General features: G+C 74.1%; 18 protein-coding genes and 7 pseudogenes. 9 read left to right on the top strand and 16 right to left on the bottom strand.

Going from position 1 to position 21,740, the window contains the following annotated elements:
- Window positions 1–41: 41 nt before the first annotated feature.
- Window positions 42–891: pseudogene (locus V2W30_RS02405) on the bottom strand (fructosamine kinase family protein).
- Window positions 892–1,009: 118 nt separating this feature from the next.
- On the opposite strand from V2W30_RS02405, the pseudogene V2W30_RS02400 reads away from it, so the two are divergent.
- Window positions 1,010–1,754: pseudogene (locus tag V2W30_RS02400) on the top strand (type 1 glutamine amidotransferase).
- Between the two features lie 176 nt (window positions 1,755–1,930).
- Here the strand turns inward: V2W30_RS02400 and V2W30_RS02395 are convergent.
- Window positions 1,931–3,058: pseudogene (locus tag V2W30_RS02395) on the bottom strand (benzoate/H(+) symporter BenE family transporter); the annotation flags it as partial.
- Between the two features lie 153 nt (window positions 3,059–3,211).
- Between V2W30_RS02395 and V2W30_RS02390 the strand changes: the two are divergent.
- Window positions 3,212–3,778 carry an XRE family transcriptional regulator gene (locus V2W30_RS02390; RefSeq protein ID WP_338693219.1) on the top strand — a complete coding sequence of 189 codons (567 nt, stop codon included), beginning with the start codon at window positions 3,212–3,214 and terminating at the stop codon, window positions 3,776–3,778.
- 23 nt (window positions 3,779–3,801) lie between these two features.
- On the opposite strand, the gene V2W30_RS02385 is transcribed toward V2W30_RS02390, so the two are convergent.
- From V2W30_RS02385 to V2W30_RS02365, 5 genes are all read right to left on the bottom strand, one after another.
- On the bottom strand, window positions 3,802–4,587 hold the full coding sequence (locus V2W30_RS02385) for a hypothetical protein (protein ID WP_338693217.1): 786 nt from the start codon (window positions 4,585–4,587) through the stop codon (window positions 3,802–3,804).
- A 119-nt stretch (window positions 4,588–4,706) separates the two neighbouring features.
- The gene (locus tag V2W30_RS02380; protein WP_338693215.1) at window positions 4,707–6,248 is read right to left on the bottom strand and encodes a PstS family phosphate ABC transporter substrate-binding protein; all 1,542 of its coding nucleotides are present in this window, start codon (window positions 6,246–6,248) and stop codon (window positions 4,707–4,709) included.
- 127 nt (window positions 6,249–6,375) lie between these two features.
- Entirely contained in the window at window positions 6,376–6,837 is a 462-nt protein-coding gene (locus V2W30_RS02375) for a hypothetical protein (protein WP_338693213.1), read from the bottom strand.
- Window positions 6,838–6,839: 2 nt separating this feature from the next.
- Window positions 6,840–7,160, bottom strand: a complete 321-nt coding sequence (locus V2W30_RS02370; protein ID WP_338693211.1) for a hypothetical protein — start codon at window positions 7,158–7,160, stop codon at window positions 6,840–6,842.
- A 109-nt stretch (window positions 7,161–7,269) separates the two neighbouring features.
- On the bottom strand, window positions 7,270–7,938 hold the full coding sequence (locus V2W30_RS02365) for a DJ-1/PfpI family protein (protein ID WP_338693209.1): 669 nt from the start codon (window positions 7,936–7,938) through the stop codon (window positions 7,270–7,272).
- A gap of 197 nt (window positions 7,939–8,135) precedes the next feature.
- On the opposite strand from V2W30_RS02365, the gene V2W30_RS02360 reads away from it, so the two are divergent.
- On the top strand, window positions 8,136–9,074 hold the full coding sequence (locus tag V2W30_RS02360) for a GlxA family transcriptional regulator (RefSeq protein WP_338693207.1): 939 nt from the start codon (window positions 8,136–8,138) through the stop codon (window positions 9,072–9,074).
- 98 nt (window positions 9,075–9,172) lie between these two features.
- A complete protein-coding gene (locus V2W30_RS02355) occupies window positions 9,173–9,559 on the top strand; it encodes a hypothetical protein (protein ID WP_338693205.1) in 387 nt (128 codons plus the stop codon).
- Here the strand turns inward: V2W30_RS02355 and V2W30_RS02350 are convergent.
- From V2W30_RS02350 to V2W30_RS41480, 6 genes and pseudogenes are all read right to left on the bottom strand, one after another.
- Window positions 9,549–10,177, bottom strand: a pseudogene (locus V2W30_RS02350) (DUF6629 family protein). The gene V2W30_RS02355 and the pseudogene V2W30_RS02350 overlap by 11 nt on opposite strands.
- A 46-nt stretch (window positions 10,178–10,223) precedes the next feature.
- Window positions 10,224–11,639, bottom strand: coding sequence for an FAD-binding oxidoreductase (locus V2W30_RS02345; RefSeq protein WP_338693203.1), 1,416 nt, complete (start codon window positions 11,637–11,639; stop codon window positions 10,224–10,226).
- A gap of 117 nt (window positions 11,640–11,756) precedes the next feature.
- A complete protein-coding gene (locus V2W30_RS02340; protein WP_338693201.1) occupies window positions 11,757–13,841 on the bottom strand; it encodes a LuxR C-terminal-related transcriptional regulator in 2,085 nt (694 codons plus the stop codon).
- A gap of 137 nt (window positions 13,842–13,978) precedes the next feature.
- A pseudogene (locus V2W30_RS02335) lies at window positions 13,979–14,092 on the bottom strand (hypothetical protein); the annotation flags it as partial.
- 128 nt (window positions 14,093–14,220) lie between these two features.
- Window positions 14,221–14,415: pseudogene (locus V2W30_RS02330) on the bottom strand (ATP-binding protein); the annotation flags it as partial.
- A gap of 125 nt (window positions 14,416–14,540) precedes the next feature.
- Window positions 14,541–14,879, bottom strand: a pseudogene (locus tag V2W30_RS41480) (Ser-Thr-rich GPI-anchored membrane family protein); the annotation flags it as partial.
- 232 nt (window positions 14,880–15,111) lie between these two features.
- Between V2W30_RS41480 and V2W30_RS02325 the strand changes: the two are divergent.
- Window positions 15,112–15,498: a hypothetical protein gene (locus tag V2W30_RS02325; RefSeq protein WP_338693199.1), complete on the top strand. Its 387-nt coding sequence runs from the start codon at window positions 15,112–15,114 to the stop codon at window positions 15,496–15,498.
- A gap of 133 nt (window positions 15,499–15,631) precedes the next feature.
- On the top strand, window positions 15,632–16,144 hold the full coding sequence (locus V2W30_RS02320) for a DUF5709 domain-containing protein (protein WP_338693197.1): 513 nt from the start codon (window positions 15,632–15,634) through the stop codon (window positions 16,142–16,144).
- A gap of 19 nt (window positions 16,145–16,163) precedes the next feature.
- Here the strand turns inward: V2W30_RS02320 and V2W30_RS02315 are convergent, their stop codons facing one another.
- Entirely contained in the window at window positions 16,164–16,337 is a 174-nt protein-coding gene (locus V2W30_RS02315) for a hypothetical protein (RefSeq protein WP_338693194.1), read from the bottom strand.
- A gap of 156 nt (window positions 16,338–16,493) precedes the next feature.
- Between V2W30_RS02315 and V2W30_RS02310 the strand changes: the two genes are divergently transcribed.
- Entirely contained in the window at window positions 16,494–16,829 is a 336-nt protein-coding gene (locus V2W30_RS02310) for a YkvA family protein (protein WP_338693192.1), read from the top strand.
- A 17-nt stretch (window positions 16,830–16,846) separates the two neighbouring features.
- Here the strand turns inward: V2W30_RS02310 and V2W30_RS41475 are convergent, their stop codons facing one another.
- Both V2W30_RS41475 and V2W30_RS41470 read right to left on the bottom strand, forming a co-directional pair.
- Window positions 16,847–17,212 (bottom strand): helix-turn-helix domain-containing protein, encoded by a 366-nt coding sequence (locus V2W30_RS41475; protein ID WP_425244470.1) that lies wholly within the window; start codon window positions 17,210–17,212, stop codon window positions 16,847–16,849.
- A 162-nt stretch (window positions 17,213–17,374) separates the two neighbouring features.
- Window positions 17,375–18,286 (bottom strand): PucR family transcriptional regulator ligand-binding domain-containing protein, encoded by a 912-nt coding sequence (locus V2W30_RS41470; RefSeq protein ID WP_425244469.1) that lies wholly within the window; start codon window positions 18,284–18,286, stop codon window positions 17,375–17,377.
- 121 nt (window positions 18,287–18,407) lie between these two features.
- On the opposite strand from V2W30_RS41470, the gene V2W30_RS02300 reads away from it, so the two are divergent.
- Window positions 18,408–19,892, top strand: a complete 1,485-nt coding sequence (locus tag V2W30_RS02300) for a sodium:solute symporter (protein ID WP_338693190.1) — start codon at window positions 18,408–18,410, stop codon at window positions 19,890–19,892.
- Window positions 19,893–19,930: 38 nt separating this feature from the next.
- Complete coding sequence (locus tag V2W30_RS02295) at window positions 19,931–21,565, top strand: thiamine pyrophosphate-binding protein (protein ID WP_338693188.1); 1,635 nt, start codon at window positions 19,931–19,933, stop codon at window positions 21,563–21,565.
- Window positions 21,566–21,740: the final 175 nt, after the last annotated feature.

Raw genomic sequence — 21,740 nt, 5'->3', positions numbered from 1 at the left:
CGCCGGAGCGTAACCTGACATGCCGTCAGTTCATAGGGGTGCTACGACAGTTGGGAGCGGGCCGCGGACAGGGCCTGCTCGGCGTAGCCGCGGCCGAACAGCACGGCGTGCACCAGGAGAGGGAAGAGCTGGTGGAGGGGGACCCGCTCGCGCCACCCCGCGGCGAGCGGCGCGCACCGCTCGTACCCCTCGACGATCCGCTCCAGGTGCGGGGCGCCGAACAACCGGAGCATCGCCAGATCGGTCTCGCGGTGCCCGCCGTGCGCGGCCGGGTCGATGAGCCACGCGCAACCGTCGGGGTCCCACAGGACGTTGCCGTTCCACAGGTCGCCGTGGAGCCGGGCGGGCGGTTCGGCGGGCCCGGCGAGCTCGGGCAGCGACACGCAGACCCGCTCGATCACGCGCGCCTCGGCCGGTCGCACGACCCCGTCGTCGACCGCGCGCCGCAGATAGGGCAGCACGCGGTGCTCGGCGTACCACCGGGGCCAGTCGTCACCGCTGACGTTGCGCAGGGGGCGAGGCCGATGTACGCGTCCTTCGGCCCGTCGGGCGGCGGGGCGCCGAACGCGGGCGCGCCCGCCGCGTGCAGCGCCGCCAGCTCTCCGCCGAACCGCAGCGCCCCTCGACGGTCGGCCGCCCGTCGGGCACCCGGTCGATGACCAGCCAGTGCGGGTCGTCGCCGTGCACGACGGGGACGGCGACGGTGCGCGAGGCGGCGAGCCAGCGCAGACCGGCCGCCTCCGCGCGCACCGCGTCCGGCGCGTCGGCATGCTTCACCATCACCACCCGCCCGTCGTCGAGGGCGACTTCCGTCAGCTGACCGCTCAGACGGCGCTCACCCGTGGCCGAGTGGCCGGTGCAGCGCGCCGCGACGGTGGAGGGCTCGCACATGCCGGACAGGGTACGGCGGCGCCGGTGCCGCGGCGCGTTGACGGGGACCGCCGCGCCCTGATCTGCTGCGGTGATCGAGACCGGGCGGCGGGCCCGCGGAACCAGGGGAGTGGGCGGTATGACGGCGGACACGAGAGGACCCGGCACGGTGCTCGCCGTGCAGCACACCCCCGGCGGCGGCCCCGGCCGGTTCGGCACGTGGCTGGGCGAGGCCGGCCTCGACGTGCGGGTGCTGCGCCCTTACGAAGGCGAGGTCCTGCCCGACTCCCTCGACGGCCGCCCGCTCCTGGTCCTCGGCGGCGGCTACCTCCCGGACGACGACGACCGCGCCCCTGGCTCCCGGCGACCCGCCGACTCGCCCGCCAGGCGCTCGCGTCCGGCACCCCGTTCCTGGGCATCTGCCTCGGCGGCCAGTTGCTCGCCCAGGTCGCGGGCGGCACCGTGCGCGGACGGCACGGGCGGCCCGAGCACGGCAGCACGCCGATCCGGCTGCGCCCGGAGGCGGGGAGGACGCGCTGCTGCACGGCCTCGGGGCGACCGTCCCCGCGATCGAGCGGCACGTCGACGCCATCACCGAACTCCCGCCGGGCGCGGTCTGGTTGGCCTCCAGCGAGGCGTGCCCGTACCAGGCGTTCCGGGTCGGCGACCGGGCGTGGGGCGTCCAGTTCCACCCCGAGGCGGACGCGGACCGGATCGCCGGCTGGGACCCGGACGGGCTCGCCGCGCTCGGCGTGGACCGGGACGCTCTGCACGCGACGGCCCTCGCCGACGAGCCCGCGGCGATCGCGGCGTGGTCGACGGTGGCGCGGAGGTTCGCGGGGGTGTGCGGGGCGGCGGAGTGCCGCGCGGAGCCACCCACGTAGCCCCCGGCCGGCGGCTCACGCCCCGTGCGCGCGGGCGTGCCCGTGGACGGGGACGCGTCCTGGCCGGTCGGCGCGGTCGGCGCCGGGGCGTGGCGGGCCAGGGACGACACCGCGCCGGCCAACGCCCCCGCGAGCAGGCCCCAGAACGCCGAGCCGATGCCGAGCAGGGTCACGCCGGACGCCGTGGCGAGGAACGTGACGACCGCCGCCTCGCGGGAGCGCGGGTCGGACAGGGCCGACGCCAGCGACGCCTCGATCGTGGCGAGCAGACCGACCCCGGCCACGGCCAGCACCAGCGCCTGCGGCATCGCCGTGAGCAGGGAGGCGACCGTGGCGCCCAGCAGCCCCATGCACAGGTAGAACACGCCCGCCCACACCGCCGCGAGGTAGCGCCGCCCGCGCTCCGGATGCGCCTCCTCACCCGTACAGATCGCGGCCGTGATCGCCGCCAGGTTGATGCCGAACGCGCCGAAGGGGGCGAGCACCGCCTGCACCGCGCCCGTCCATGTCAGCAGCGGCGACACCGGGACGTCGTATCCCGAACCGCGCAGCACCGCGACGCCGGGCAGGTTCTGCGACGCCATCGTGACCACGAACAGGGGCACCCCGACGCTGACGAGCACCTTCCAGTCGAACTCCGGTGTCGTGAACACCGGCTGCGCCCAGGCGAGTTGGACCCGTTCCAGGTGCCAGCCCCCGGCGACGACCGAGGCGAGGACACCGCCCGCCAGGGCGACCAGGACCGCGTAGCGCGGCAGCAGCCGGCGTGCCAGCAGGTACAGCGCGAAGACGGGGAAGGCGACGCCGAAGCTGCCGTCCATCTGCGCGAACAGGCCGGTGCCGAACTGGAGCAGCACCCCGGCCAGCAGCGCCGCCGCCAGCGGCACCGGAATACGGTCCATGACCCGGGCGAACCACCCGGTGAGCCCGCTCACCAGGATCAGTACCGCGCTGAAGACGAACGCCCCGATCGCCTTGCCCATCGAGACGCCGCTCAGGCTCGTCGCGAGCAGGGCCGCGCCCGGCGTCGACCACGCCGTCACGACCGGCGCCCGGAAGCGCAGCGACAGGCCCGCGCAGGTGACGGCCAGGCCCACGCCGAGCGCCAGCATCCATGACGAGATCTCCCGCGCGTCCGCGCCCGCGGCCCGCGCCGCCGTGAAGACGAGCGCCGCGGAACTGGTCACGCCGACGGTGACGGCGATGAGCCCGGCCGCCACGGCCGACGGCGGAGCAAGCGCGCGGACCCGGGCGAACGCGGAGGGCCGGGGCGGCCGGGGGGCTGGAGAGGTCGGGGAGGGCATGGGGCATCACTTCCGGGCAGCCGGTGCCGAGGCAGGTGTTCCTTCGGAGGCAGTCGTTCCGTAAACGGAACGTTCTGTTTATGGAACACTAGGGACGCGGGCGCCGACCCGTCAACCAGCCGATGGGCGAACCGAACCGACAGGAGCCGGGTGATGGGCCTCAACGACGAGGTGGGACGCAGACTCAAGGCGCTGCGCCAGGGCCGCGCGCTGTCGCTGTCCGAGCTGTCCCGCCGCTCCGGCGTCGGCAAGGGCACCCTCTCGGAACTGGAGAGCGGCACGCGCAACCCGACCCTGGAGACCCTCTACGCGCTGACCACCGCACTCGGCAGCCCGCTCAGCGCCGTGCTCGACGACCCGCCCGCGGGCGTCACCGAGGGGGCGGGCGGCGTCTCCGGCAGCGCGGTCACCGCCGTCCTGCTCGAACGGTACGAGGACGCCGACGCCGCCACCGACGTCTTCCGCGTCACCATCGCCGGGGGCGCGACCCAGGAGTCCGCCGCGCACGCCCCGCACACCACCGAGAGCCTGATGGTCCTCTCCGGGACCGCCGTCGTCGGTCGCCCGGAAGCGCCGCAGACCGTCACCCCCGGCGGCCACGCCCACTGGTCGGCCGACGCCCCGCACCTCTACGGCGCCCCGCACGGCGACGCCCACGGCATCCTCTTCGTGCGCTACCCGAAGCGGCGCCCGGAGCAGTGCCCGAAGCGGCGCTCCTGAGGGTCCGCTCCTGAGCCCGGTGTTCAGGCCTGCGGCGGCGTCTGCCCGCCCGGCGCGACGTCGTGCAGCTTGGAGATGTCGACCGACTCGTCCGGCGACGGCGTGCTGCTCGGCACCGGCTTGTCGTAGTCCGTGAGCGTCATCGTGATGTCGTCGTCCGGGCCCTTCTCGGTGGCCCTGACCAACTGGTGCGGATCGTCCGCGGTGACGTACAGCGTGAGGGTCTTGTCGTCGTCCCGGCCGGTCAGCGGGACGACGTCGGTGCCGGCCACGGTGGTCTCGTCGCCCTTGGTGAGCTGGTCCTGCGCCGCCTTCTGCGACCCGTCGTCGAGCTGGTCCCGGAACGCGTCCAGGTCGCACGTCTCGGCGAGACCGTCCAGCATCGGGTCGTCCGTCGTGCCGTGCATGTACCGGTCACCGAACAGTTGGGCCGCGAGATCCCCGCCGCCGCCGGGCACCTGCGTCTTCCAGAACGTCGCGTCGGGCTTCATCCACACCTCGTCGCCCCGCTTCACGAGCTCGACACTGCCGCCGTTCGCGCCGCCGGTACCCATGCGCAGTGACCCGGCGCAGTTCCCGTCCTCGTCGAGGCGCAGGTCGAACGCGGCCGGGGTGCGGGCGTCCCGCGTGCTGTCCGAGCGGTTCACCAGGGTCAGATGCAGGGAGTGCGCGTCGAGCAGCTCCTGTTTCGCGTCGTCGGCCAGTTCCTGCGCGGACGGGTCCGCGCCGGCGGCGACCGCGGGTCCGGCGGCGAACACGCCCGCGCAGAGCGCGGTCGCGGCCAGCAGGGCCGAGGGGTGTCCGACCATGACGTCACCTCGCCGTCCCGGGCACATCGAGCACCCGAAATATCCATAGATTCTACGTTCCTGGGGTGGGGTGTGTCGTGGCGGGAGGGACGTGGGGTCCGCCCGGGACGGTACGGGGATCAGCTGCCGGCGCCGCACACCCGCAGCCCCACCGGCGTCCCGCAGGGCAGATGACCGTGGGTGGCGACCACGCCCTTGCCGGTGCCGTTGTCCACGGCGTACGCGAGGAAGCTGGAGGCCGGCGAGTCCGCGGGCGGCCGCCCGTAGGTGTACGCGTACTCGATCTCCCAGTACGGGTAGCCGCCGGACGCGAGCCGGTCCGGGTCGGGGACGCGGCCGTCGAGCGTGACCCGGTGCAACCCGCGCGGCGCCTCAGGCGGGGACGCGGCCCGCAGCTCGCTGTAGCCGAGGGCGCCGGGCGTGCGGGCGACGGTGTCGAGGACCTGCTCGGTGGAGTCGAGCTCGCAGCGCAGCAGCGGCGCGCTGCGCACCGTGCGGTTGACGCAGTCGTCGGAGGAGGCGGGCGGCTCGTCCGCGCCGTCGAGGACGCGGGCGGTCAGGGACGAGCGGGTGCCCGAGCCCGAGCTGCGGCTGACGAGGACGATGGGCAGGTCGGGGCCGCCGAGCCGGGACCAGTTGCGGATCTCGCCGCGGTAGACGCGCCGCACGTCCGCCACGGTCATATTCGTCAGCCGCACGTCGTCGTGGACGACGAGGGTGAACAGGGAGACGGCCACCCGGCTCTCGCTCAGCCGGGTGTAGCTCGCCGGGCGCGGCCCGTCGGAGAACGCGATCACCGTCGCGCCCTCCTCGGGTCTGCCCCCGCTCAGGGCGAGTTCGCGCACCCCGGTACGGCTGCCGTGCGCGGCGACCGTGATGTCCGGCTCGTCGTGGCAGTGTTCCCGGTACTTCGCCGCAAGCTCGGTCAGGACCGGCGCGAACGCCGTGGAGCCGGTGAGCCTGAGCGCGCCCGTCTCGCAGTCGTCCGGCAGCGGCGAGGGCAGGGCCATCGGCAGGGTGGTCGCGGCGATCAGGGCGAGCCCGAGCACCACGGTGGTCCAGCGGGCGTGCTTGCTGAACACGGGCGGTTTTTCGTCCGGCGTCAGACTGTGGTTCTCGTGCAGCGAACCGTCCTTGAGGTCACCGGTGACGGTGACCCGGTCGCCCTCCCGCCCGCCGGTGAGCAGCACCAGGATCTTGTAGTGAGCGCCCGGCTTCAGGGGGACGCGAGGGATGCGCAGGGTGCTCGGCCCCGCGACCATCAGCCCCGGCTGGTCCTCGAAGTAGCCCATCAGATTGGTGTGTTCCTCGGGCACGGTGACGTCCTGCGCCTGGATGCTGCGCCCCGGGAACTCGGCGGTGAGCCCGTACTGCGGTGACGGGTCGATGTAGTCGGACTCCTCGATGTGCCGTGACCCGTCGTTCTCGACGCGCAGCAGCACCAGGGTGGCGTCGCGCATCGTCGGCATGTCGTTGAAGAGGCCGAGCCGCGGATCCGCCTCGCCGACCTGGCCGTTGTGGCCTATGGCGATGTCCATCTGCTTGCGGAAGCCGATGCGTCTGCTGTGGCGCGCCCGCAGGTCCGCCGCGAACGGTACGGCGATGGAGACGACGCCGAGCAGCAGGCCCGCGGCGGTGGAGGTGATGTCGAGCCAGCCCATGGCGCCAACGTACGGACCGGCCGCGCACCGCGGCCGGTCCTCGCATCCGACGTCGCCGACTGTTCGTCAGGAGTTCAACATCGCTGTCGTGACGGGGAGTTGGGTGATGGGGCCCCGCGCGGGCCCGTCATGCTCCCGTGGTGGAGCCGGGGCGGACGATCATGAGGACCGTCACCGTCGCCCACAGCAGGTTGAACACGCCCGTGAGCAGGGCGAGTCGGCGGGGGAGTCCGCCGCCGGGCGCCTCGCCCTGTTCCGCGCGGTCGAGCGCCGCCTCCTGCGCGGGCAGGATCCCCAGGGCGAGGACGCCCGCGGCCGCGGTGGTGAGCACGATCGAGGCGATCAGCCACGCACTGCCGAGCACACCGAGGCTGCTCGCCGTCGCGAAGCCGAACAGGGGCACGGCGACACCGACCCCCGCGTAGACGCGGCAGATGCGGTGCACCGTGCGCGATGAGGCGAGCGTCGCGCCGTCCGGTGAACCGGATGTCAGGCGCAGGGTCCTGGGGAACATGCTCGCCGCGACGGCGACCGGCCCCACGGCCAGGACAGCGGCCAGGACGTGCAGCGAGAGCAGAATCTTCGTCATGGTCAGCGGCCCGCGTCCGATGCTACGGGGCGGCGCACGCCGGTGACCTTGGAGGCGGGCAGCCGTCCGGCCCGTGACGTGCCCGTGAGGGTGTCGCCCGCGACCGTCACGGCGAACGTCAGGTTCAGACGCATCGGCCGGGTGACGGACTGCTTCCATGTGAGCCGGTCGCCGGACAGCGCGACGTCCATGAGGGGTACGTCCTCGCCCGCGCCCCGGGCCACGCCGGTCAGGGCCGCGCGCTCGCGGTGCAGTTCGACGACCGCCTCGATCGTGCCGAGCGGGGTGGAGACGGACAGGTCCCAGATGCCTTCGACGGACATGCGGTGGTTCTTCCTTCGTGCGCAGGTGTGGTCAGGGAACAGGTCAGGTGGGGTCAGGGAACAGGTCTGGTGTGGTCAGGGAACAGGTGTGGTCAGGGAGGAGAAGTGGTCAGAACGCGACGGGTACGGCGCCCGCGTCGCGCCAGACCGTGCCGCGACGCTCGTACGCGAACAACTCCTCGACGGCATGGGCGACTCGCGGCCCGATCTCGCGCTCCAGCAGATGCAGCGCCAGATCGAGCCCGGAGGTGACCCCCGCGCCGGAGACGAGGTCGCCGTCGTCCACGACACGGGCCCGCACCGCTCGCCCCCCGGTGGCGTCGAGCAGGTCGAGCCCCAGGTGGTGAGTGGTGACGGGACGGCCCTCGACGAGTCCCGCGAGGGCCAGCACCAGCGAACCGCCGCACACCGTGGCGACCGTCGTGGCGGGATCGTCCATCGCGGCGCCGAGCAGCGCGGGCAGGCCGGTCGACAGCGTGCGCCCCAGCAGCACCGGGATCGAGGCGTCCGCGCCGGCCGCGGGCTCCTCGCCCGGTTCCCCGACGGGTCCCGCCGCACCCGGCACCAGCACCACGTCGGCCCGCGCCGGATCCAGTGCGGCCGTGGCACGCAGCGCGAGCCCGCCGGTGCCGCCGACCACCTCACGCGGCCCTTCGGCGGAGACCAGCTCCACGCTCACCGCTCCCCGGGACGCGGCGCCACCGGCGTGCAGCACCTCGAACGGAGCGATGACATCGAGCGGATCGAAGCCGTCGAACAGGACGATCTGGACGTGCATGAGGGGGTTCCTTCGCGTGCGTCGAGCCCGGTCCGCGCCGGGATCGACGTCGACGCTATGCAGCAGAAGCCGCGCCTCCCAGTGGCATTAGTGACGCTTCTCAACGGGATAACGCCAGGTCGTACGAGCAGGTGAGTCGTGCAAAGCCCCTCGACAGTGGCCGTGGCGGTATCCGGGTGACAGGGTATGTTCTCGCCATGCACACCATCGCCGTGCTCGCCCTCGACCAGGTGATCCCGTTCGACCTCGCCACCCCGATCGAGGCCTTCGGGCGCACCCGGCTGCCCGACGGGCGGCCCGGCTACACCGTCCGCGTCTGCGCGCGGCGGCCGGAGGTCGACGCCGGAACCTTCACGATCAAGGCCCACCGGGACCTGGAGGGACTCAAGGGCGCGGACACCGTCATCGTGCCCGGCACCTCCGCCCCGCTCGCCCCGCTCGACCCCGCCGTCCGCGACGCGCTGCGGGCCGCCGCCGCGGACGGCACCCGGATCGCGTCGATCTGCGCGGGGGCCTTCCCGCTCGCCGCCACCGGACTCCTCGACGGGTTGCGCGCCACCACGCACTGGCTCGCGGCGGACCTGCTCGCCGCCACGTACCCGCGGGTGCGGGTCGACCCGGACGTCCTGTACGTCGACAACGGGCAGATCCTCACCTCGGCGGGCGCCGCCGCCGGGCTCGACCTGTGCCTGCACATGGTCCGCCGCGACTACGGCTCCGCCGTGGCCGCCGACGCCGCCCGGCTGTCCGTCATGCCGCTCGAACGCGAAGGCGGGCAGGCGCAGTTCATCGTCCACGACCACGCGCCCACACCTCAGGGCTCGGCCTTCGAACCGCTGCTCGCCTGGCTCCAGGAGAACCTCGACCGCGAACTCACCCTCGCCGACATCGCCGCCCGCGCCGGCGTCAGCACGCGCACCCTCATGCGCCGCTTCCGCGAGCAGACCGGGACCACACCGCTGCAATGGCTGCACCGCGCGCGCATCCGGCAGGCCCAGCACCTCCTGGAGACGACCGCGCACCCCGTGGAGCGGATCGCCGGCCAGGTCGGCTTCGGCTCGCCGACCGCGTTCCGCGACCGGTTCAAGCGCACGACCGGCGTCAGCCCCCAGGCGTACCGGCGCACCTTCAGCTGACGTCGGCGGTCACCGCACCGTCCGGACGCAGCCGCGTAACCCGGTGATCTTGTGGAGCGTCGGTCGGCCGACCGAACCAGCACGTCCAGGGAGTTCCCATGCGGGCCGTCCTCAAGAAGATCGTCTGCGGTGCCGGCGCGGTGGTGGTCGCGCTCGGCTGTGTCGTCGCCGCCGGACCGCCGGCCGCGGCGGACGGCAAGTGGTGCAACAACGCCGTGTGCATCGAGACGGACGACACCGGCACCTACCTCGGCCGCGTCGAGGTCTCCGTCATCAACACCGACCAGCCGCACACCATCAGCGCCCGCGTCTGGACCACCGACGGCTGGAGCGCCGGGACCGAGGTCGAGGACGTCGCCGCGTTCCGCACCTTCCGCGACCAGGCCTACCCGCAGCGGCACTTCCCCGCCGGGACCCGGTTGTGCGCCGAGGGCTTCCGCGGGGGCGAGAGCGTCGGCCTGCCCTGTGTGACCCTCACCGCCTGACCGTACGGATCCCTCCGCGCAACCAGCCGTAGAGGACCACCGAGCACAGCGCGGCGCAGGCGCACCACGTGGAGACGAACTCCCAGCGCCACAGTGCCGCGCAGCCGGCCGCGCAGACGGCGACCAGGCCGCCGAGCAGCACCAGGCCCGCCTCGCCGGACAGCAGCAGCGAGCCGATCGTCGCCAGCAGATAGCCGGCGATCAGCCATCCGGCGTCGGGCAGGCCGATCGCGTAGCCCATCGTGTGGCCGCGGATCTCGGCCGAGACCGTCGTCGTCGCCAGCGTGTACGCGAGGACGACGGCCGTCACCACGCCGGAGGCGAGCGGGATCAGCAGGCGCCCGCGGGCCGCCGGGGTGCCGCGAGCAGCACCCCGGCGGGCACCCACAGGGGCAGCAGCGGCAGCGCGATCACCGCCCAGGCCAGCGTGGCCGGGCCGCTGCCGCCGCCCCGGTGCCAGATCAGCGCCTCGATCAGCTGATGCGCGCCGAGCAGCAGCGGGAGCGCCGCGATGAGCAGCGCCCGGGGACGGGCGCGGGCCGCCCGCGCGACGCAGACGACCCCCACCGCGGCGACCGCACCGCCCGCCACCAGATCCGCCGTCGCACTCCAGCACATGCGGCAACGCTACGACCGGGGCGGCGGCCCCGCGCGACGGCTGCCGTCAGGGACGCGCCTCGAAGCGGGCCGTCGCGTCGGGCTCGATGTTCTGGTTGTGCCGGAACACGTTGTCCGGGTCGAGCGCCGCCTTCACGCGGGCGAGTCGCGCGTAGTTCCCGCGGTAGCTCGCCCTGACCCGCTCCTGGCCCTCGTCCATCATCATGTTCACGTACGCGCCGCCCGCCGAGTACGGGTGCAGCGCCTCGAAGTAGTCGACGGTCCACCGGCGCAGGACGTCGGCCTGCGCCGGGTCGGGGTCGACGCCCGCGTAGACACTGGCCCAGCGTGCGTCGCGGTAGCTGAACGCCGTGTCGCCGGGACGCACGTCGTGCGCGGCGCCGTCGATCGGGTACAGGTGCATCGTCGACTGCATGGACGGGGTCTGCGGGCCGAACTTGGCGTGCAGGGCGACCGCGTCGTCCGGGATGTCCTTCACGAAGTCGGCGCGCCAGTACCACTGGTGGCCGGGCGGGTACAGGCCGTCGAACATGGACTGAAGCACCGGGTGCGGCATCGGGGCGACCGCGTGCAGGAGCGGCGACGGCAGCGTGTCGAGGAGCGGCGCCATCGCCCGCGCCGCCGCCCCGGGATCGCCGCTCGTGTGGCACCAGACCACCCCGCACACCTTGCGCAGGTGCAGTTCCTCGGGGAACGGCGGGGCCGGCGGGACGGAGCCGTACAGGAAGAAGCCGTTCACGTCGCGCGGCACCGACGGCAGGAACTCGCGGTAGGCGGCGAGGACCTCGGCGCCCTGCTCGGCCGCCCAGAACGTCGGCCCGGCGACCACCGTGTCCACCTCGTGCAGTCGGAACGTGAAGGACGTGACGACGCCGAAGTTGCCGCCGCCGCCCCGGATCGCCCAGAACAGATCCGTGTTCTCGTCGGCGTTCGCCCGGACGGGAGTGCCGTCGGCGAGGACGACGTCCGCGGCCAGGATGTTGTCGACGGTCAGACCGCAGCGCCGGGTGAGATGGCCGAGGCCGCCGCCCAGCGCGAGGCCGCCGACGCCGGTCGTCGAGATGATGCCGCTGGGTGTGGCCAGTTTGTGCTCGTGCGTCGCCGCGTCGACCTGACCCCAGGTCGCGCCGCCGCCGACGCGCACGGTACGGGCGGTGGCGTCGACCGTGACGGAGTGCAGCGCCGACAGATCGGCGACCACGCCGTCGTCGCAGGTGCCGAGGCCCGCGCCGTGGTGGCCGCCGCCGCGCACCGCGAGCGGCAGCCCGTGCCGGCGGGCGAAGCCGATGACGTGCGCCACGTCGTCGGCGTCCGTGCAGTGCGCCACCAGCGCGGGGCTGCGGTCGATCATGGCGTTGTAGACGGCGCGGGCCGCCGGGTAACCCGGGTCGTCCGGGCCGGTCAACCGGCCCTGGAAACGGGTGAGTTCGCGCTGTGCTGCCTGTGCGGGCGTGCTGGACATGGATCCCCCGAGACGATGAGTGCGGTCCGCCGGTGGTGCGGCGGGTCAGCCCGTTTCTACGGGGCGGCGCCGGGCCCGGCATGCGTGGCCGTCACCCACCTCACGCCCTGCGGGTACCTACGTTTCGCCGTCCGGCCCGAGGCCGAGGTCCCGGGCCCGCTCGGCCGCCCTGCGGCGGGTCGGCGCGTCCAGCTTCTCCAGGACCGCGCGGACGTGGTTGTCGACGGTGCGCACCGACAGCACGAGCCGGTCGGCGATCTCCGCGTTGGTACGGCCCGCCACCAGCAGCCGCACGACCTGGAGTTGACGATCCGTCAGGCGCGCCGGGTTGCGCCGGCTCGCCGCGTACGGGCCACGCGGCACCCGGCGCACCCCGAGGCGCCGCAGCTCCGCCCTGACCAGCCGGGACAGCGGCGCCGCGCCCAGTTCGTCCAGGAGCTGGAGCGCGCCCAGCTTGACGGCGGGATCGGGGCTCTCGGCGAGCGCGGCGGCATGCTCGTACGGGCAGCCCGCCTGCTGCCACAGCGTCGCCGCCTTGTCCCACTGGCCCGCGGCCTGCACCGCGTACGGATGGCACGAGTCGTCCGGGGCGAGCGCCCGGCCCGCCTTGGCGAGCCAGTAGCCCAGCTCGGCGCGCTGCGGCGCCGCCGACAGCTGCCGGGCCTGCGCGTACGTCCACTCGGCGGCGGCGATCACCCCCGCCGGATCGCCGCGCAGCCACGCGGCCTCCGCGCGGGCGGCCGCCACCGGGCCCGTGCGCTGGAGTTCCCGCGTGCCGAGGGCGATCTCCCAGGCCTGGTCGAGGAGTTCGGCGCCGCCGGGCTCGCCGCGCCGGGTGCGCACCCGCGCGAGGACGGTGAGCGCCGGGCAGCGGGCGGGCGGGAAGCCGTCCGCGCCCAGCAGCGCGTACCGCTCGGCCGCCGCCCAGTCACCGGCCGCGAACTCCCGCAGCGCCAGCTCCACATGGAAGTACGTGAGGAAACCCAGGTGTTCGGCGCGGTCGGCGAGGTCCATGGCCGGGACGAGGAACCGGTCCGCCTCGGCGAAGCGCAGCTGATCGAGGAGGAACCAGACGATGTTGGCGTAGGCACGGCACGCGTGCTCCGCCTCGTCCGCGCCGAGCGCCACCTCCAGGCTCTCCTCCAACTGCCGCTGCCCCGCCGGGTCCCCGGACCGCCAGCGCGCGGAGCCGACGTTGTTCAGGGCGTGCGACAGGATCGCCGCGTCGCCGGTCCCGCGCGCGAGACCGATGGCCCGCTCCCCGTACGTGATGGCCTGCGCGTAGGCGTCCGACAGCATGCGCAGCTGCGCGGTGTTGCTGAGCGCGAGGGCCAGCAGCCGGTCGTCCCCGGCCCGCTCCAGGACCTGGAGCGCTTCCCGGGCCGCCGCCTGCGCCGCCTCCGCGTCCCCGGCCCACCAGTGCATCCGCGACAGCCAGCGCAGATCAGCGCCGAGCGCCCGCAGATCGCCGAGGCTGCGGCGCAGCTCCACCGCCTCGCGCTGCGCCGAGACCGCCGCCGACCAGTCCGCCACCGTGTAGCTCTCGACCGCGAACTGCTCCAGGAGGTCGGCCAGTCGATCCGGTCCGTAGCGTCCGCGCTCGCGCAGGACGAGCCGCAGATGGGCGGCCGCCTCCCGGTGCGCGCCCGCGCGTGCGGCGTCCCGCGCGGCGTCGGGACCGAACCGGGCGACCGCGTCCCGGTCCCCGGCCGCCGCCGCGTGGTGCACGATCCGGGAGCGGTCGGCGTCCGGCGTCGCCACCAGCGCGGCCAGCACCGCCCGGTCCAGGGCGATGCGGCGGGCGGCGGGCAGCGAGTCGGCGAGGGCCCGCCGGATGATCTCGTGCCGGAACGCCACCCGGTCGGGTGCTACGACCAGGAACCCGCCCTGCTCGGCCGCGGCGAGCGCGCCGTCGCCGTCCGGCAGGAGCGCGTCGGCCAGCCTTCGCTCCACCGCGGAGGGCACCACGGCCAGCTGTTCCAGGGCGTCCCGCGTGGTGTCGTCGAGGCGGCGCAGCCGGGCCAGGACCGCGTCCACGACGGTCGGCGGCACCTCGCCGGCGCCGCCCGCGGCCACCACCTCGGCGACGAAGAACGGATGCCCCGACGTCGCCGCGTACACCTGGGCCGGATCGAGCCCGGCGGCGGCGCTGAGCAGGGCGACCGCGTCCCGGGACAGCGGCGCGGGCCGCAGCCGGTGCACCCGGGCCGCCCCGAGACCTGCCCGATCAGCTGGCGCAGCGGATGCCCCCGGTCCAGCTCGTCGTCGCGGTAGGTGAGGACGAGCACGGCCGGCAGGCGTTCGACCCGGCGGGCCAGATAGCGCAGCGCGTCGAGGGACGCCTCGTCCGCCCAGTGCACGTCCTCCACGACGAGCACCGCGGGGTGCGGCGCCCCCGCCAGCTCGGCGTACAGCGCCTCGTAGACCCGGTGCCGGTCCCCGGCGTCGCGCACCGCCCGCGCGAGCTCCGCGCCGACGCTGCCGACGAGGTCCCGCAGTGGCCCGAGGGGCGTCCCGTGGCGAGGTCGTCGCACTGCCCGACCAGGAGGCGCGCCCCCGGCGGCAGCACGCCGGGCAGCGCCCGCACCAGACTGGACTTGCCGATGCCGGCCTCTCCGAAGACGAGCACCACGGAACCGGCGCCGCCCGCGGCCTCCCGCACGGCGGCGGCCAGCCGCCCCAGTTCGAGATCCCGCTCGAGGATCCCCCCGTCCACGCCCGGATTCTCCCACCGGCGAGCTCTCCCGGGGGCGCTGAGCGGGACAGGTACGCACATCGCCCGACGCGCGCCGAGGCCGGGACGGCCCTAGTCCGGGTGCGGCCGCCGGCGGGCGCCGGTAGCGCCGTCCAGGCCGAAGGCCCGGCCGCCGGGGCCCGGACCGTCGGGCCCACGGTGAACGCCGCGCTGTAGGCGCGGGTGCCGCCGTCGCGGCTCGCCAGCTCGATGGCGTACCCCTGGCCCTCCGGGACGTCGGGCAGGACGGTCGCCGTCTCGCCCGTCGGCGCGGAGCCGAGCTTCGACGCGAGCTGCACCACCCGTGCCGTGCCGCCGCGCACGAGCCACATGTCCACCTCCTGGCCGGTGGCGTTGTTCCAGGAGACGAAGAGGCTGCCGTGCGCCTGGTGGACCGAGCCGGCGACCGGTTCGGTCACGGTGAGCGCCGCGCCGGGTTCGACGGCGGGGGCGAAGGCGAACAGCAGCGGGGCGACGGCGAGGGACAGGAATCCGGTGCGGCGCATGCGACGACCTCGTTCCGGGAGTGGGGGAGTGGGACGGAGTCGGGGATCAGGAGCTGACACGAGACTCCTGCCACCCCCGCAAGATCACGTAAGGCCCCGGTGGGCAGCCCCACCCCCACGAGGTACGCCGATGTCCCCGAAGCGGCGGCCTCGGCAGGACAGGACCGCCGGGCCCGCGCATCCTCGCGCCCGCGCGCGAGGCGGCCCGCGGGGGCCGTGCGAAGATCGCCCGATGGCGAACGAGTATGTGCGGTTCCAGTCGGTGGTCCCGAACGAACAAGGCCATTTCAAGGGCGTGTTCGGGCTGGTCAACAACCTGGGGCGGAGCGGCCGCCTCACCGCGGAGCAGGAGCGGTTCCGGCGCGAGAACAACGCCTGGTTCGACGCCGCGTACACCGACCCGTCGACCGTGGACGCGTCGGTCTACGACCCGCGGATCAACCCCGGGGCCGCCGCCTGGTTCAAGCCGACCGCGGTCCACCTGATCGACCGGGTCGCCGGCTACCTGGAGATCCTGGCCGCCCACGGGGTCGCCTGCCATCGGGTCACGTCCGCTGATCCGGGGCAGGTGGTCTACGAGGACGACGTGCAGATCGTCGTCGTACCGCAAACTGTGTGAATGCCGCAAAATGGTGAATAAGTCCGCCGGTCCGCAGGAATTTCATCCGTGGCGCGGCCGGAACGTGTGACCTGGCGCAGGCTGGAAACCAGGACGGGGTCGAACGGGGGCAGGAAGACGAGGTGAGCGCAGGATGACCGAGCGAAGCGACGACGTGGTCATGGGCGACGAGGTGTACCAGCCCGGTGACCCGGACGCGCGGGAGGACGAGGGCATCCTCGATGTGGAGGACACCCTCTACGACCGTGGCGTGGACCCGTACGACGAGGGGTGGTCGCCGCCCGAGCGGCCCCTGGGCGTGGAGCACACCGGCACCACCGCGGCCGAGCAGCGGCACGGGGAGAGCCTCGACGAACGGCTCGCCGAGGAGAGCCCGGACACCGTGCTCGACGAGCTGGAGGCGCTGGAGTCGGACGACGGCGACGGTGACGACGGCGTCGGTGACCTCCGCGACGGTGACGGCGAACCACTGGACTACGAGGTGGGCACGGTGCGCGCCGGACGTCTCGTGGCGGAGGACGAAGGCGCCCACGAGGACGCCGAGAAGGACATGCTGGCCATGGAGGTCGGTCTCGACGGCGGCGCCGCCTCCGCGGAGGAGGCCGCCATGCACGTGGTCGACGAGGACGGCGGCGCCGAGCTGTGAGGCCCGGTGCCGGGCCGGTTCAGTGGCCCAGGGCCGTGGCCAGGAGCATCAGCCCGGCCGAGGCGAACGCGGCGATCAGGGCCGCCACCGGTGGGCCGATCGCGATGTCGTCCGACGCGACCTGCCGCGCCGTGACGACGATGCAGGCCACGCTGAAAGCTCCCAGGATCATCGCGACGACGATGAGCGTCACCGAGTCCTCCTCGTGTACGTATCCGCCCCGAGCCGGACTTCATCCTCGCGTGCCGGGCGGAGCGTCGCGACCGGGCGCCGACGCGAGGAGGGGCTCTCACCGTGGGAGCTGACGGCCGGGCGGCCGCGCCGCGCGGGGACATGAGGGGGACGACCGATGGACAGCAACACCTGGATCGTGCTGGCGGGAGTGGCCGCGCTCGCCATGCTGGTCGTGGCCGCGGTTCTGCTGGTGCGGGTGTTCCGGGCCCGCAAACTCCTGAGGGACGCGGGCATCCCCGTCCGCGACAAGGCCCTGTTCTGGGCGGCCGTCGTGTACACGATCTCGCCGGTCGACCTGCTGCCCGACCCGATCTACCTGGATGACATCGGGGTCCTGCTGCTGGCCCTGCGCGCCCTGCACTCCGCCGCGCGGAAGGCGGGCGCCTTCGACCGGTCGGCCCCGAAGGGCCGGTCGGACCTGTCGGGTCGCACGGACCTGTCCGGTCCCTGAGGCCGGCGCGGGCGGTGTCACGGCGCGTGGCGCAGCGCGAACCACAGCTCCATCCGGACGTCCGGGTGGTCGAGATCGGCGGTGAGCAGCCGTGCGCACTTGCCGATCCGCTGCCGCACGGTGTTGCGGTGCACGCCGAGCGCGACCGCCGTGCGGTCCCAACTCCCGTGCACCGCGAGCCAGTTGCGGAGCGTCTCGACGAGGACGGGGGAGTCGAGCAGCGGGGTGAGGGCCGGGCCCGCCGCCTCGGACCTGTGGTGCGCGACCGGCGCGCGGGTGGCGACCGCCCGCGCCAGGGCGCGGGACGCCTGTGCGTCGCCGAGCGTCAGATCGCGGGTCGTGACCTCCGCGCTGACCCCGACCGACCAGCCCGCGGGGCCCACGACCTGCTGACCCGCGGGGAACAGCGCCGTGACGCGGGACCCGTCGCCGTCGCGCAGGGGGTGGGCAGCTCCGGGACCTCCGCCTCACCCGCCCCGCCGTCCTCCGCGGGGAAGTGCGCCGTAGCCGCGCCACCCGCCACATGTCGCCGCCCAGCAGTTCCGTCACGTCCTGCGGCCGCTCCCCGAGCAGCAGCCGGACGAGCGCCGCGGAACGCTCCGCGTCCCCGGGGCGTCACGCCGGTGGGTCAGCAGGGTCAGGAGCACCACCGCGGCGCCCGCGATCGTGTGCCCCGCGCTGCTGCGGGAGGTCGTCGCCAGGCCGAGCGCGTGCCCGTCGCCGAGCCCGTACGCGGACAGGTGGACGGCGCCGGACGTGTCGGACGCCGAGGCGGGGCGGGCGCCCGGCGACGGTGCGCGTACGACGTCGGTGAGCGCCGCGAGGGCCCGCGCCGCGTCCCGGTCCGGGCGGGTTCCCGCGTCCCGCACCACAGCGCCGTCCGGCGCCACCAGGACCGCGAACCCGCCCGTGTGCCGGGCGAGTTGGGCGAGGACACCGGCGACCGGGTTCGGCCGTGACGCCGCCGCGGCCAGGCTCTGCTGGGCCTCGGTGACCCGCCGCAGCTCCGCGTGCCTGACCTGCGCCATCAGCGCCCAGACGGCCCGCGCGATCCCGCTGAACGTCGTCCGCGGCGGCACCTCCAGGAGCGGAAGGCCGCGCCGCTCGCACGCCTCCACCAGCGCCCGCGGCACCGTGTCGTGGACCGGCGCGAGCCCGAACCCGAGCGCGGCGCCGCCCGCCGCCACGATCTGCGCCACGTAGTCGTCGAAGTACGAGCCCGTGCCCGCCGCCTCCGTGGCGTGCGCGCCCGCGCTCAGCAGCAACTCCCCGCCCAGCAGATACGGGTACGGGTCCGGCATCTCGGACGTGTGCACCCAGTGGACCGGAACGTCGTCGGCGGGCCCGCCCGCGACCAGCCGAAGGCCCAGGTCCTCAAGGGCGAGCAGAGTGCCGAGGGCGACCGGGGGAGTGGGTGGCGCGTGGGGAGCCGTGGGTGTGGGCGCCGCGTCGGGCATGGTGGACGTTTCCTCTGCTCCGGGGCCGGTGAGTGGAGGAAACGTACACTTCAGCGCCGCTTCCCGGCCATCTAGGGTCATGCTCCGTCTCCCCCTGATGTGCGCGAAGGAGGGCTGCCCCATGGCCGTCGACTACACAGTGATCGTCATCTATCTCGCCGGCATGCTGGCGATGGGCTGGTGGGGCATGCGCCGCGCCGGCACGAAGGCCGAGTTCCTCGTCGCCGGACGTCGCCTGGGACCGGGCATGTACTCCGGCACGATGGCCGCCATCGTCCTCGGCGGCGCCTCGACCATCGGCGGCGTCGGCCTCGGCTACCAGTACGGACTCTCCGGCGCCTGGATGGTGTTCACGATCGGGCTCGGCCTGCTGGCCCTGTCGGTCTTCTTCTCGGCGCGGATCTCCCGCCTGAAGGTCTACACCGTCTCCGAGATGCTCGACCTGCGCTACGGCGGCCGCGCCGGTGTGATCTCCGGCGTCGTGATGTGGGCGTACACGCTGATGCTGGCGGTCACCTCCACCATCGCGTACGCCACGATCTTCGACGTCATCTTCGACATGAACCGCACCCTGGCGATCGTCCTCGGCGGCTCCATCGTCGTCGCCTACTCGACGCTCGGCGGCATGTGGTCCATCACCCTCACCGACATGGTGCAGTTCGTCGTGAAGACGATCGGCGTCCTGCTCCTGCTGCTGCCCATCGCCGTCGTGAAGGCGGGCGGCTTCAGCGAGATGAAGGCGAAGCTCCCGACCTCCTACTTCGACCCGCTGGGCATCGGCGGCGAGACCATCTTCACGTACGTCCTGATCTACACGTTCGGCATGCTCATCGGGCAGGACATCTGGCAGCGCGTCTTCACGGCCCGCAACGACAAGGTCGCCCGCTTCGGCGGCACCGCGGCCGGCACGTACTGCCTCGTGTACGCGATAGCGGGCGCCGTCATCGGGACGGCGGCCAAGGCGATGTACCCGAAGCTGCCCTCGGCGGACTCGGCCTTCGCGACCATCGTCAAGGACGAACTGCCCGTCGGAGTAAGGGGACTGGTGCTCGCCGCCGCTCTCGCCGCGGTGATGTCGACGTCCTCGGGCGCGCTCATCGCCTGCGCCACCGTCGCCAACAACGACATCTGGGCGCGGCTGCGCGGAGCGGTGCGCGGCACGCGGGGCGAGGGCGTTGGGGCGGAGCGCGACGAGGTGGCCGACAACCGGGCGTTCATCCTGGTCATGGGCCTCGCGGTCATCGGCATCGCGATCGTCCTGAACGACGTCGTCGAGGCGCTGACCGTCGCCTACAACCTGCTCGTCGGCGGGCTCCTCGTGCCGATCCTCGGCGGCCTGCTGTGGAAGCGCGGCACGGCGCCGGGCGCGCTGGCCGCCGTCGCGGTCGGCGGCACGGCCGTCATCGGCCTCATGGCCGGCTACGGGATCCTCGCCAACGAGCCCGTCTACTACGGCCTGTCGGCCTCCCTCGTCGCGTACGTCGTCGTCTCCCTGGCGACCCGTCCCACCGACCCGGCCGTCCTCGCGCACTGGCGCGAGCGCGTCGCCGGACGCGGCGGCGAGACCGCGGACCCGGTCGGTACCCCGGCCGCGGCCCAGGGCTGAGCACCCACCAGATCTTCAGGAAAGGCGGTCACCCACACATGGACACGGCTACGACCACGGCTACGGGCGCGGGGCGGATCGGCGGCGACCTGGTCGTCGAGACGCTCGCCGGGCTCGGCGCGACGACGGTGTTCGGCGTACCGGGACAGCACGCGCTCGGCCTCTTCGACGCGCTGCGCCGCTCGGAGCTGCGCTACGTCGGACTCCGCGTCGAGAACAACGCCGGGTTCGCGGCGGACGCGTACGGCAGGACGACCGGCCGGGCCGCGCCGCTGTTCCTGTCGACGGGACCCGGCGCGCTGACGTCGCTGCCCGCGCTTCAGGAGGCGGCGGCCGCGTCCGCGCCGGTCGTGGCGATCTCCAGCCAGGTGCCGGTGGCCGGGCTCGGCGGCGGACGCCACGGCTACCTGCACGAACTCCCCGACCAGCAGGCCGCGTTCCGGGGGGTGGTGAAGTCCGTGCACACGGTACGCACGCAGTCGCAGATCCCGTCGGCGATCGCGGCCGCCTGGGAGTCGGCGCTGACCGTGCCGCACGGCCCGGTGTACGTGGAGATCCCGCAGGACGTCCTGCTCGCGCAGGCGTCGCTGCCGGTGGTCTCCGCGATGGAGGCGACCCCGCGCCCATTGACTCCCCGCCCCGAACTCACCACGGCTGCGGCGGAGTTGCTGTCGCGGGCGGAGCGCCCGGTGATCATCGCGGGCGGCGGAGTCGTCCGCTCGGGCGCGGCCGAGGAACTGCGCGCGCTCGCGGAGAAGGTGTCCGCGCCGGTGGTGTGCACGTTCGGCGGCAAGGGGGCGTTCCCCTGGGAGCACCCGCTCTCGCTCCGGTCGTGGCTGGAGGACCGGCACACGACGGCGTTCCTGGAGGACGCCGACGTCCTGCTGGTGGTCGGTTCCGGACTCGGCGAACTGTCCTCGAACTACCACACGTTCGCGCCGCGCGGCCGCGTCGTCCACATCGAGGCCGACGCGGGCAAGCTGGAGGCCAACCACCCCGCCCTCGGCATCCACGCCGACGCCCGCCTCGCGCTGCGAGCCCTGGTCGCGGAGGTCGACGAGCGCCCCGACGCGAAGGCCGCCGCCCGGGTCGCCGACGTCCTCGACGCCGTACGGGAACGGATCGACGGTCAGGAACTCGCCCTGGAGCAGGGCGTGTTGGCGGCCGTGCGCGAGGCGCTCCCGGCGCGGTCCCCGTCCTTCTGGGACATGACGATCCTCGCCTACTGGGCGTGGTCGGCCTGGCCCGGCGCGCTGCACTCGGCGCAGGGCGCGGGCGGCCTGGGCTACGGATTCCCGGCCGCGCTCGGCGCCGCGGCCGCCGACCCGACGACGCCCGTCCTCGCGGTCTCCGGCGACGGCGGCGCCCTCTACTCGATCGCCGAACTCGCCACCGCGCGGCAGGAGTCGCTGAACGTCACCTGGCTGATCGTCGACGACGGCGGCTACGGCATCCTGCGCGAGTACCTCACCGACACCTTCGGCGAGACCACCGCCACCGAACTGGCCCGGCCGGACTTCGTGGCCCTCGCCGAGTCCTTCGGGGTGCCCGCGGTCCGTACGTCACCGCAGGCGCTGCGCGACGACCTGGCGGCGGCGCTGGCCGCCCCCGGACCGCGCGTCGTGGTGCTGCCCGCGCTGCTGCGCATGTTCGCGCCGACACATCTGGACTGAGGCCGGGACCGCACCGAACGTCCGCCCCGGCCGTGCCCGTACGGCCGGGGCGGACCCGTGTCGACGCCCGTGCCCACACCCTCGTACCGACCGGCGACCGGCCTCGTGCGGAAGGCGACCGGCGTCGACAGCTTCGCGCTGCCGGCGCTCACCGACGGCACCCTGACCGCGGCCG

The sequence above is a fragment of the Streptomyces sp. Q6 genome (assembly GCF_036967205.1).
Taxonomy (GTDB): domain Bacteria; phylum Actinomycetota; class Actinomycetes; order Streptomycetales; family Streptomycetaceae; genus Streptomyces; species Streptomyces citrinus.
The sequence above is the reverse complement of the archived record's forward strand: the minus strand, read 5'-3'. Positions and strand labels throughout refer to the sequence as shown.

Bases quoted from the DNA above. Each gene is read 5' to 3' on its own strand.
- V2W30_RS02390 (WP_338693219.1), top strand. From the start codon at position 3,212: ATGGGCCTCAACGACGAGGTGGGACGCAGACTCAAGGCGCTGCGCCAG.
- V2W30_RS02385 (WP_338693217.1), bottom strand. From the start codon at position 4,587: ATGGTCGGACACCCCTCGGCCCTGCTGGCCGCGACCGCGCTCTGCGCG.
- V2W30_RS02380 (WP_338693215.1), bottom strand. From the start codon at position 6,248: ATGGGCTGGCTCGACATCACCTCCACCGCCGCGGGCCTGCTGCTCGGC.
- V2W30_RS02375 (WP_338693213.1), bottom strand. From the start codon at position 6,837: ATGACGAAGATTCTGCTCTCGCTGCACGTCCTGGCCGCTGTCCTGGCC.
- V2W30_RS02370 (WP_338693211.1), bottom strand. From the start codon at position 7,160: ATGTCCGTCGAAGGCATCTGGGACCTGTCCGTCTCCACCCCGCTCGGC.
- V2W30_RS02365 (WP_338693209.1), bottom strand. From the start codon at position 7,938: ATGCACGTCCAGATCGTCCTGTTCGACGGCTTCGATCCGCTCGATGTC.
- V2W30_RS02360 (WP_338693207.1), top strand. From the start codon at position 8,136: ATGCACACCATCGCCGTGCTCGCCCTCGACCAGGTGATCCCGTTCGAC.
- V2W30_RS02355 (WP_338693205.1), top strand. From the start codon at position 9,173: ATGCGGGCCGTCCTCAAGAAGATCGTCTGCGGTGCCGGCGCGGTGGTG.
- V2W30_RS02345 (WP_338693203.1), bottom strand. From the start codon at position 11,639: ATGTCCAGCACGCCCGCACAGGCAGCACAGCGCGAACTCACCCGTTTC.
- V2W30_RS02325 (WP_338693199.1), top strand. From the start codon at position 15,112: ATGGCGAACGAGTATGTGCGGTTCCAGTCGGTGGTCCCGAACGAACAA.
- V2W30_RS02320 (WP_338693197.1), top strand. From the start codon at position 15,632: ATGACCGAGCGAAGCGACGACGTGGTCATGGGCGACGAGGTGTACCAG.
- V2W30_RS02310 (WP_338693192.1), top strand. From the start codon at position 16,494: ATGGACAGCAACACCTGGATCGTGCTGGCGGGAGTGGCCGCGCTCGCC.
- V2W30_RS41470 (WP_425244469.1), bottom strand. From the start codon at position 18,286: ATGCCCGACGCGGCGCCCACACCCACGGCTCCCCACGCGCCACCCACT.
- V2W30_RS02300 (WP_338693190.1), top strand. From the start codon at position 18,408: ATGGCCGTCGACTACACAGTGATCGTCATCTATCTCGCCGGCATGCTG.
- V2W30_RS02295 (WP_338693188.1), top strand. From the start codon at position 19,931: ATGGACACGGCTACGACCACGGCTACGGGCGCGGGGCGGATCGGCGGC.